General features: G+C 72.2%; 9 protein-coding genes and 1 pseudogene. 5 read left to right on the top strand and 5 right to left on the bottom strand.

What is annotated here, in order from left to right; genetic code table 11:
- The first annotated feature begins 105 nt into the window (after window positions 1–105).
- Window positions 106–465, top strand: coding sequence for an ArsR/SmtB family transcription factor (locus AB8Z36_RS25475; protein ID WP_369215711.1), 360 nt, complete (start codon window positions 106–108; stop codon window positions 463–465).
- A 65-nt stretch (window positions 466–530) separates the two neighbouring features.
- Here AB8Z36_RS25475 and AB8Z36_RS25470 read toward each other — a convergent pair.
- A pseudogene (locus AB8Z36_RS25470) lies at window positions 531–658 on the bottom strand (TOBE domain-containing protein); the annotation flags it as partial.
- On the opposite strand from AB8Z36_RS25470, the gene AB8Z36_RS25465 reads away from it, so the two are divergent.
- Window positions 621–794: a hypothetical protein gene (locus AB8Z36_RS25465; RefSeq protein ID WP_369215712.1), complete on the top strand. Its 174-nt coding sequence runs from the start codon at window positions 621–623 to the stop codon at window positions 792–794. The pseudogene AB8Z36_RS25470 and the gene AB8Z36_RS25465 sit on opposite strands and share 38 nt — an antisense overlap.
- Before the next feature lie 187 nt (window positions 795–981).
- The gene (locus AB8Z36_RS25460) at window positions 982–1,785 is read left to right on the top strand and encodes a hypothetical protein (RefSeq protein WP_369215710.1); all 804 of its coding nucleotides are present in this window, start codon (window positions 982–984) and stop codon (window positions 1,783–1,785) included.
- 1 nt (window position 1,786) lies between these two features.
- Here AB8Z36_RS25460 and AB8Z36_RS25455 read toward each other — a convergent pair whose 3' ends face one another.
- A complete protein-coding gene (locus AB8Z36_RS25455) occupies window positions 1,787–2,161 on the bottom strand; it encodes an ArsR/SmtB family transcription factor (RefSeq protein ID WP_369215709.1) in 375 nt (124 codons plus the stop codon).
- 94 nt (window positions 2,162–2,255) lie between these two features.
- On the opposite strand from AB8Z36_RS25455, the gene AB8Z36_RS25450 reads away from it, so the two are divergent.
- The gene (locus tag AB8Z36_RS25450) at window positions 2,256–4,259 is read left to right on the top strand and encodes a heavy metal translocating P-type ATPase (RefSeq protein ID WP_369215708.1); all 2,004 of its coding nucleotides are present in this window, start codon (window positions 2,256–2,258) and stop codon (window positions 4,257–4,259) included.
- A 27-nt stretch (window positions 4,260–4,286) separates the two neighbouring features.
- On the opposite strand, the gene AB8Z36_RS25445 is transcribed toward AB8Z36_RS25450, so the two are convergent.
- Window positions 4,287–4,931 (bottom strand): MBL fold metallo-hydrolase, encoded by a 645-nt coding sequence (locus AB8Z36_RS25445; protein WP_369215707.1) that lies wholly within the window; start codon window positions 4,929–4,931, stop codon window positions 4,287–4,289.
- A gap of 175 nt (window positions 4,932–5,106) precedes the next feature.
- On the opposite strand from AB8Z36_RS25445, the gene AB8Z36_RS25440 reads away from it, so the two are divergent.
- Complete coding sequence (locus AB8Z36_RS25440; RefSeq protein WP_369215706.1) at window positions 5,107–5,532, top strand: MarR family winged helix-turn-helix transcriptional regulator; 426 nt, start codon at window positions 5,107–5,109, stop codon at window positions 5,530–5,532.
- A 29-nt stretch (window positions 5,533–5,561) separates the two neighbouring features.
- Here AB8Z36_RS25440 and AB8Z36_RS25435 read toward each other — a convergent pair whose 3' ends face one another.
- Both AB8Z36_RS25435 and AB8Z36_RS25430 read right to left on the bottom strand, forming a co-directional pair.
- Window positions 5,562–5,972, bottom strand: a complete 411-nt coding sequence (locus tag AB8Z36_RS25435) for a hypothetical protein (protein ID WP_369215705.1) — start codon at window positions 5,970–5,972, stop codon at window positions 5,562–5,564.
- An 8-nt stretch (window positions 5,973–5,980) separates the two neighbouring features.
- Window positions 5,981–6,493: a hypothetical protein gene (locus tag AB8Z36_RS25430; protein WP_369215704.1), complete on the bottom strand. Its 513-nt coding sequence runs from the start codon at window positions 6,491–6,493 to the stop codon at window positions 5,981–5,983.
- Window positions 6,494–6,598 lie beyond the last annotated feature (105 nt).

The raw sequence follows: 6,598 nt of genomic DNA, 5'->3' as shown, positions 1-6,598 counted from the left end.
GTGGCGGCGGGCCGGTCATGCGTGGTGACGGGCCGGCCGTGCGGTTCGGCGTGCGATGCGGGCGGGCTGGCCGTGCGGCGGACCGGCGCGCTCTAGTCTGTGCTCATGCCTGCTCGCGAGCCCCGGTCACCCGCATCCCATACGCATCTGCGGGACCCGGACAGCGCCCGTCTGGCCGAGGCGACCGAGGTGTTCACGATGCTCTCGGACGTGACCCGGCTGCACGTGCTGTGGCTGCTGGCCCGCGAGGAGTCCGACGTCGGCTCGCTGGCCGCGCAGTGCTCGGCCTCGCGCACCGCCGTCAGCCAGCATCTGGCGAAGCTGCGCCTGGCGGGCCTCGTCGACACCCGCAGGGACGGCCGCCACATCTACTACAGCCTGCGGGACGGGCATCTGCGCCGTCTCGTCCTCGAAGCCCTCAGTCACGCCGACCACCGGGTCAGCGGCAGGGCGCCGCACGACTGATCGCGGGGGGCCCGCCTCCGGAGCGATCGGAGCGACGAGAAGGCCCCTGGCCCGCTGCCGCCGGATCAGGCGGTGGTGAGGGAGACCTCGGTCGGCTTGATCAGCGCGACGACCGGCGAACCGGCGGCGAGCCCCAGGTCGGCGACGGCTCCTTGGTGACGGCCGCGGTCAGCCCGCCGCCCGCGACGTCGACCGACCGCGCCCGCCAGGACTCCGACATCTCCCTGCGCCGAGCGCTGGGCCCGGGAGCCTGGGGCGAGGCCTCCGGACACCTGCGCGGCAGGCCCGCCTACGACGGACCGCTAATCCTCCTGCGCTCCTCCCCCTGACGGTTCTCCCTGTCGTTCTTCAGTCTCCTCCGGGTCTCCCGGGCGGTTCCCGCCGGTCCCTTCGGGCTAAGCGGTGTCCCCCGTTCGAAGGTGGGCGAACGTTTCCGCAGTTCAGGGCCCGAACCCCTGCGGGGATGATCGCCGCGCCCGGGCATCCGGGCCCCCGCCGTCCTGGAGGAGACCCGTAGTGACCCTCGTCATCGTCGTCGCCGTACTGGCGCTGCTCGCCGGTCTGCTGGCGAACCGCTTCCTGCGCCCCCGGCTGCTCACCTCCGACGACGACGAGGGCATGGCGGTCAAGGACCTGGTCGGTCCGCTGCTCACCCTGACCGTGCTGCTGCTCGCGTTCGTCCTGGTCACCGCCTCAGCTTCGTACGGGAAGGCCGAGGTCGCCTCGCGCGGCGAGGCCCGCGCCCTGGACCAGCTCGTCGAGACGGCGGAGTACGCCCCGGGGGAGCAGCGGGCGCGGATCCAGGCCGACGCCGTCTGCTACGCGCGCGCCGTACGTCACCAGGAGTGGCCCGCCATGAGCGACGGCAAGGGGTCGACCGCCCCGAGTGTGTGGTCCACCGATGTCCGGCGTTCGTTCAGCGGGCTCCAGGGCAAGCCGGTCTTCGGCATGCTGGTCGCAGCCGACAACAAGCGCTCGGACGAACGCGAGGAACGCCTCACCCAGGCCACCGCCAGCATTCCGAGCGCCATCTTCTGGTTTCTCCTGGCCACCCTGACCTTCACGGTCGTGGCGCTCGGCATTTGTCTGCCCCGCAGGAACAACCGGGGTCAGATCATCACGCTCACCCTGATCACCGCGCTGCTCACGGCGACGCTGTGCATCATCCGGGACGTCGACCGGCCCTTCGGCGGCATCATCGACGTGAAACCGACCGCCATCAGTGAGATCGAGCGGCAGTCCGAGCGCGACTTCCTCGCGAATCACTCCGCCGCCGACGTGCCCTGCGACGAGGAGGGGAACCGGCGCGGCGCGTCCTGAGTCAGGGCGCCGACCGGTCGGCCGTGCTGTCGCGCAGGCCGAGGCGGAGGTGCTCCACGTGGTAGAGCGCCTGCTCCAGGAGTTCGGCGACGTGGTCGTCGTGCAGGGAGTAGACGATGGAGCGGCCGTGCCGCTCGCCGGTCACCAGGCCGAGGTTGCGCAGCAGGCGCAGCTGGTGGGAGCAGGCGGAGGCTTCCATGTCGACGGCTTCGGCGAGGTCGCCGACGGTGCAGGGGCCTTCCTGGAGCCGGGCCAGGATGTACAGACGGGAGGGCGTCGCCAGCGCCTGGAGGGTCGCGGCGACGTCGGAGACCCCCGCCGCGTCGAGCCGCTCACGTGCGGTGGCGCTGGTCCTGCTGCCGGTTCCGTGCCCCATGGGGGCCATCCTACCGATGACACTTGAAGACCTGTTCATACGTTCCGATATGGTGGAGGCGTTACCCCGTCCGCCCGTGAAGGGTTGCTTCGCCATGCCATCTGCCCTGGACCAGCGGCCCGCCCCGACGGCGGCGGCGACGGGCCCTGCCCATCCGCCGCGCCGACGCACCCGTGTCCTGGCGCTGCCGGAGGCCCGTTGGGCGCTGGCCTCACTCGTACTCTTCCTGCTCGCCCTGCCGCCGCACCTGCTCGGCGCACCGGCATGGCTGTGGGGACCCCTGTTCGCCGCCGCTTACGTCACCGGCGGCTGGGAGCCGGGGTGGGAAGGGCTGAAGGCCCTCAAGGACAGGACGCTGGACGTCGACCTGCTGATGGTCGTCGCGGCACTCGGAGCCGCCGCGATCGGGCAGGTCCTCGACGGCGCACTGCTGATCGTCATCTTCGCCACCTCCGGCGCCCTGGAGGCCGTCGCCACCGCCCGCACCGCCGACTCCGTGCGCGGCCTGCTCGACCTGGCCCCCACCACCGCGACCCGCCTGGGCCCCGACGGCACCGAAGAGACCGTCGACGCCGCACGCCTCGCGATCGGCGACACCATCCTGGTGCGGCCCGGCGAACGCGTCGGCGCCGACGGCCACGTCCTGGACGGCGCGAGCGAGATCGACCAGGCCACGATCACGGGCGAACCACTGCCGGTGGCCAAGCGGGCCGGTGACGGGGTCTTCGCCGGGACCGTCAACGGCACCGGCGCCCTGCGCGTACGCGTGGCACGCGACCCCGCCGACTCGGTGATCGCCCGCATCGTGCGGATGGTCGAGGAGGCCTCCGCGACCAAGGCGCCCACCCAGCTCTTCATCGAGAGAATCGAGCAGCGCTACTCGCTCGGCATGGTGCTCGCGACCCTCGCCGTCTTCGCCGTTCCGCTCGTCCTCGGCGACGCCCTGCGGCCGGCCCTGCTGCGCGCCATGACCTTCATGATCGTCGCCTCGCCGTGCGCCGTCGTGCTCTCCACCATGCCGCCCCTGCTCTCCGCCATCGCCAACGCGGGCCGCCACGGCGTCCTCGCCAAGTCCGCCGTCGTCATGGAACGCCTGGGCCGGATCGACACCGTCGCCCTCGACAAGACCGGCACCCTGACGGAGGGCACTCCCTACGTCACCGACCTCCGCCCGCTGCCGGAGGCGGGCTGCGACGAGATGGGCCTCCTCCGCCTGGCCGCAGCCGCCGAGCACCCCAGCGAGCACCCACTGGCCCACGCCGTCGTCGCGACCGCCCGCGCGCGCGAGCTGCCCCTGCCTGCCGCCGCCGACTTCACGTCCACCCCCGGCCGGGGCGTCGCCAGCACCGTCGAGGGCCACAAGGTCGAGGTCGGCTCACCGGCACTGCTCCTGGCGGACGTGGCGGACGCGGGCGCCGGTGCTGGGCGGCGCGTGCGGGACGGGGTGCGCGAACTGGAGGACGCCGGTCGCACGGTGGTCGTCGTGCTGCGCGACGGTGTGCCCGTGGGCCTCCTGGGCATCGCGGACCGCCTGCGCGCGGACGCCACCGCCACCATCGCCGCCCTCACCCGGCTGACCGGACGCACCCCCGTCCTGCTGACCGGCGACAACGAGCGCGCCGCCGAACGCGTCGCCGCCGAGGTCGGCATCACCGACGTCCGCGCCCGGCTGCTGCCCGAGGACAAGGTCGCCGCCGTCAGGGAGTGGGAGGCGCGAGGACACCGGGTCCTGGTGGTCGGCGACGGCGTTAACGACGCTCCCGCGCTGGCCGCCGCGCACTGCGGGATCGCCATGGGCAAGGCGGGCTCCGACCTCGCCCTGGAGACCGCCGACGCCGTCGTGGTCCGCGATGAACTCGCCGCGATCCCGGCCGCCGTACGGCTCTCCCGCACGGCCCGCCGCCTGGTCGTCCAGAACCTGGTCATCGCGGGGACGTTCATCACCGCCCTGGTCGCCTGGGACCTGATCGGCACCCTGCCCCTGCCGCTGGGCGTGGCGGGCCACGAGGGCTCCACTGTCCTCGTCGGCCTGAACGGCCTGCGCCTGCTGCGCGAAGGGGCCTGGCCGCGCGCTGAGCTCTCACCTACGAGGGGCTGACCTGGGGGGTCCGAACGGTTCCGGGAGTCAGAGCTGGAGCGCGCTGCCCACCGCCACGTTCTCGATCGGTGTGCCGGTCAGGCCGTCCTCGCCGAGGATGCGGGCGGTGGACTGCTGACCGAGGTCGCTCAGCATGAGTTCGTGGATCTGGAGAACGCGCTCGGGCTTGACGGCCCGTACGTAGTCGGCGGCTTCACTGAGCTTGGTCCAGGGGCCGCTGGTCGGCAGCAGAAGGGTGCGTACGGACGCCTCGGGCACGAAGTAGGCGTCGCCGGGGTGGTAGACGGCCCCGTCGCCCACGAGGTAGCCGACGTTGTCGGGGCACGGGATGTCGGCGTGGACCGGCGCGTGGCGGTGGCCGTGCACCGTGACCCCGAGGGAGCCGACCGTGAAGGAGTCACCGGCGGCGACGGTGTGCACGCGGCCCGCACGGCCGCCGAGTGCCTCCGCCACGGCGGCGGTGCCGTACACCTGCAGCTCGGGCCGGGCGTCGAGGGCGGCGGCGACGAGGTCCTCGTCGAAGTGGTCGAAGTGTTCGTGCGTGACCAGGACGGCGTCGGCCTGGGCGACGGCCTCGGCGGCGTCCGGGGTGAAGGTGCCGGGGTCGATGACCAGCCGGTCCCCGTCCTTCTCCAGCGAGACGCAAGCGTGGGCGTGCTTGGTGAGCTTCACGGTGGCTCCCTGTGGTCCGTTGGTTCTCTGGCCCTGTGGTTCGGTTCGCTCCGGCGGGCCACGCGGCTTCATGCGCCAACTTATACAATTAAACTGTACACCTAAGTTGTGCAATGCTGATGGGCCAGGGATGCTTGGCGCTCGTGCCCGGCGTTGACGGGGAGGCTGGTGTGTCGTGAACCGAGAAGATCTGGCGGAGGAGCTCCGTCTGGCCGTCGGGCAGCTCGTACGCGCGGTGCGCACCGCCGACACGATGCCCCCGGGTGAGGCGGCCGTCCTCGGATACCTGGACCGTGACGGCCCGTTGACCACCGCCGACGTCGCCCAGCGGCGCGGCGTCAGCCACCAGTCGGCGGCCAAGGCGGTCAAGGAACTGCTCGCGCGGGGCCTCTTGCGCACCGAGCCGCACCCCAGCGACGGCCGCAAGCTGCTGCTCCACCTCACGCCGGAGGGCGGCGAGCGCCTGTCCGAGGAGCGCCGCAGGCGCGCCGACTGGCTCGGCGCCGCGATCGGCGACGCCCTCGACCCCGAGCAGCGGGACACGCTCGCGGCGGCGGTACCGCTGCTCTCACGGCTGGCCGAGCACCTGAAGGGCAGGTAGGCGCTCCGCTGTACGTGCTGGCGGGGTCGTCACCGGCCGGACGAGTCAGGTGGTTCCAGTGCCGCCCACTGGCCTATCGCGTGACGAAGGACGAAGAGGAGCGCTGTACAGACGACCGGCAGAGCCCCCGCGAAGATGAGGATGCCGGGCTCTTGATCGACCGACAGGGCGAGCCCGCCGCCGATGAGCGCGCCGAGCGGCAGACCGTACGCGGCACGCCGGTCCCGTCCGAGCAGGGAGAGCGCGACACCGGGGAACACGGCGATGAAGCCCGCGACAGTCATGACGAGGTAAGTGCCCTGGTGTGCTCCGTTCCCCGGTTCCGTCGAGCAGTACCGCTTGCCCGGCGTGCAGTCCGCGACGTCGATCGACCCCGCGACGCCCCATGCCAGTACGGCGACACCGCACAGGAGCAGGGCGAACGACCCCCACTTGTACATGGCCAACATCATGCTCCCGCCCCGCCGGATCTCCGCTCGGACATCTGCTCGGGTGTCGGTGCGGGGGTGTTGCCGGACGCCTGCTCGGCCAGTCGGGCCTGGGCCTGGGCCGGTGTGTCGTAGTACCCGGGCCTGGCCAGCAGGACCGTGGCGAAGTAGTGGCCCTGTTCGTCGTCGGGGTCGTCGTCCGCCTCGAAGGAGCGCCAGAAGCTCAGGAGCAGTCCGGGTGCCACGAAGGAGGCGGGATCGTCCTCGTCCTCAAGGACAGTGGTGTGCCGCCTCATCCGCCGCACGACCTCACGCGCGGGCAGCCGGAACACGTCGACATCCTTGAAGCGCACGGTGTCAGCGGCGGTCACGGGCCGGGAGAACTCGACCGACTCCAGGGCGCCGCGCGTGCTGCCGATGCTGATCATCAGGCCGCTGGGCCGGAAGATGTGCTGTCCGTACCGGTCCGACGCGGATGGCGCCGCCGGATCACGCAGCGTTTGCAGGGCCTGGTCCGCCGCGTCTCGCGGCATGCCTATGTCCAAGGGACCGACGCCAGTGGGTGGTACGAGCTCGAAGTCCATGCCCGCATGATCTCCCGGCGCCGCGACGGGCCGGGMGAKCRGGCKGGGGTGGAC

This window comes from Streptomyces flavofungini (genome assembly GCF_041028215.1).
GTDB classification, from domain to species: domain Bacteria; phylum Actinomycetota; class Actinomycetes; order Streptomycetales; family Streptomycetaceae; genus Streptomyces; species Streptomyces flavofungini_B.
The sequence above is the reverse complement of the archived record's forward strand: the minus strand, read 5'-3'. Positions and strand labels throughout refer to the sequence as shown.

Excerpts from the sequence above, each read along its gene's own strand:
- AB8Z36_RS25475 (WP_369215711.1), top strand. The coding sequence starts at position 106 with ATGCCTGCTCGCGAGCCCCGGTCACCCGCATCCCATACGCATCTGCGG.
- AB8Z36_RS25435 (WP_369215705.1), bottom strand. The coding sequence starts at position 5,972 with ATGTACAAGTGGGGGTCGTTCGCCCTGCTCCTGTGCGGTGTCGCCGTA.
- AB8Z36_RS25450 (WP_369215708.1), top strand. The coding sequence starts at position 2,256 with ATGCCATCTGCCCTGGACCAGCGGCCCGCCCCGACGGCGGCGGCGACG.
- AB8Z36_RS25430 (WP_369215704.1), bottom strand. The coding sequence starts at position 6,493 with ATGCCGCGAGACGCGGCGGACCAGGCCCTGCAAACGCTGCGTGATCCG.
- AB8Z36_RS25455 (WP_369215709.1), bottom strand. The coding sequence starts at position 2,161 with ATGGGGCACGGAACCGGCAGCAGGACCAGCGCCACCGCACGTGAGCGG.